This window comes from Pseudoalteromonas sp. APC 3495 (genome assembly GCF_030407645.1).
In the GTDB taxonomy this organism is placed as follows: Bacteria; Pseudomonadota; Gammaproteobacteria; order Enterobacterales; family Alteromonadaceae; genus Pseudoalteromonas; species Pseudoalteromonas tetraodonis.
Map to the genome: position 1 here is coordinate 1 of NZ_JASDDA010000099.1, position 1,431 is coordinate 1,431.

Here is a 1,431-nt window from a genome sequence, read left to right on the forward strand (position 1 = left end):
TAATGCAGATCAGTTAAGAATATTTTTATGATCACTTGACTGATCTTTCCATGGCTTCAAAATCCGATATTAGAAATAATATCGGATTTTTTTATGTCTCTCATTCAGCACTTCGATAACATGTCTTCATTTTTAAATGATGTACATACACTAGATAAACTTAAACAGGTTCTTGACCCTGATATTCTTGAGCAAGCATTTAAACATGCAGGTGTTGCTACTGTGCGTAAAAGGCGATTACCGCTAGAAGCTGTTATGTGGTCTGTAATTGGAATGAGTTTATTCCGAAACGAAACCGTTTGGGATATCGCTAATAGACTCGACATCTCTTTACCCGGAAAAAACAAACTAGTAGCGCCAAGTGCGCTAGTTCAAGGTCGGCAAAGGTTAGGCTATGAGTCAGTCCAACATACATTTCAATTACTTGCACACAAAACCTTTTCCACCCAGTCTTTTGAACAATGGTGCGGACTTAATTTACTCGCTGTAGATGGCGTTAGTTTTCGAACTCATGATAATCAAGAAAACAGAGAAGCATTTGGCAGTGACAGTAATCAACATGGAGAAGTAAGCTACCCACAAGTACGAATGTGTAGCCTTATGGAAGTATCTAGCCATTTACTGTTAGATAGCAGCTTTGACTCCCGTCGCATAGGTGAAATGAGCTTAGCTCAACGACTATTACCAGCCGTACCAGATAATTCTCTTACCTTGTTTGACCGCGGCTATTACTCATTAGGACTGTTGTATCAATGGCAAAACCAAGGAGATAACACTCACTGGATGTTACCCGCGAGGAAGGATTTACAGTATCAAGTTGAACATAGTATAAATGACAATGATAAAATAGTGATTTTGTCCACAAGTCCTCAAGCCAGAAAGAAATTTGAGTCATTACCAGAGACCATGATGGCAAGATTAACCACCTATAAAGTGGATGGAAAAAGCTATCGTGTACTCAGCTCTCTCATTGACCCTTTACGATTTCCATATGAAGAATTAACAGAGGTTTATACTCAACGCTGGGAAATTGAGCTGGCGTTTAGAGAAATAAAGCAGGGATTGAATCATAGCAAACACACGTTACGTAGTAAGAAACCAGACATGGTACGTCAAGAGTTATGGGGGTTATTACTCGCTTACAATTTAATACGTATCATCATGCTTGATGCAACTAAAGATGAGGATATTTTGCCTACACAGCTAAGCTTTAGCCAATCTATGCGACAGGTTATCGCTTTCTTTATGTTTACGCCAATACATAGTGCAAGTAAGTTGCCTATTCATTACGATGAGTTACTGACAACACTTAGATTGTTTATTTTACCCGATAGATTACCAGATAGGCATTATCCAAGGGTGATAAGAAAGAAGCCGAATAAGTACCCCTATAAAAGAAAATGCCAGTCAGTTCTTAACTGACTGGCATTA

The 1,431-nt window shown here is 38.7% G+C and carries 1 protein-coding gene; it reads left to right on the forward strand.

Annotated elements, in window-relative coordinates; all coding sequences use genetic code 11:
- Nucleotides 1-93 precede the first annotated feature (93 nt).
- Nucleotides 94-1,422 carry an IS4 family transposase gene (locus tag QL984_RS18420; RefSeq protein ID WP_024601195.1) on the forward strand — a complete coding sequence of 443 codons (1,329 nt, stop codon included), beginning with the start codon at nt 94-96 and terminating at the stop codon, nt 1,420-1,422.
- The last annotated feature ends 9 nt before the right edge of the window (nt 1,423-1,431 follow it).

Coding starts and splice junctions, on each gene's coding strand:
- QL984_RS18420 (WP_024601195.1), top strand. CDS start 94: ATGTCTCTCATTCAGCACTTCGATAACATGTCTTCATTTTTAAATGAT.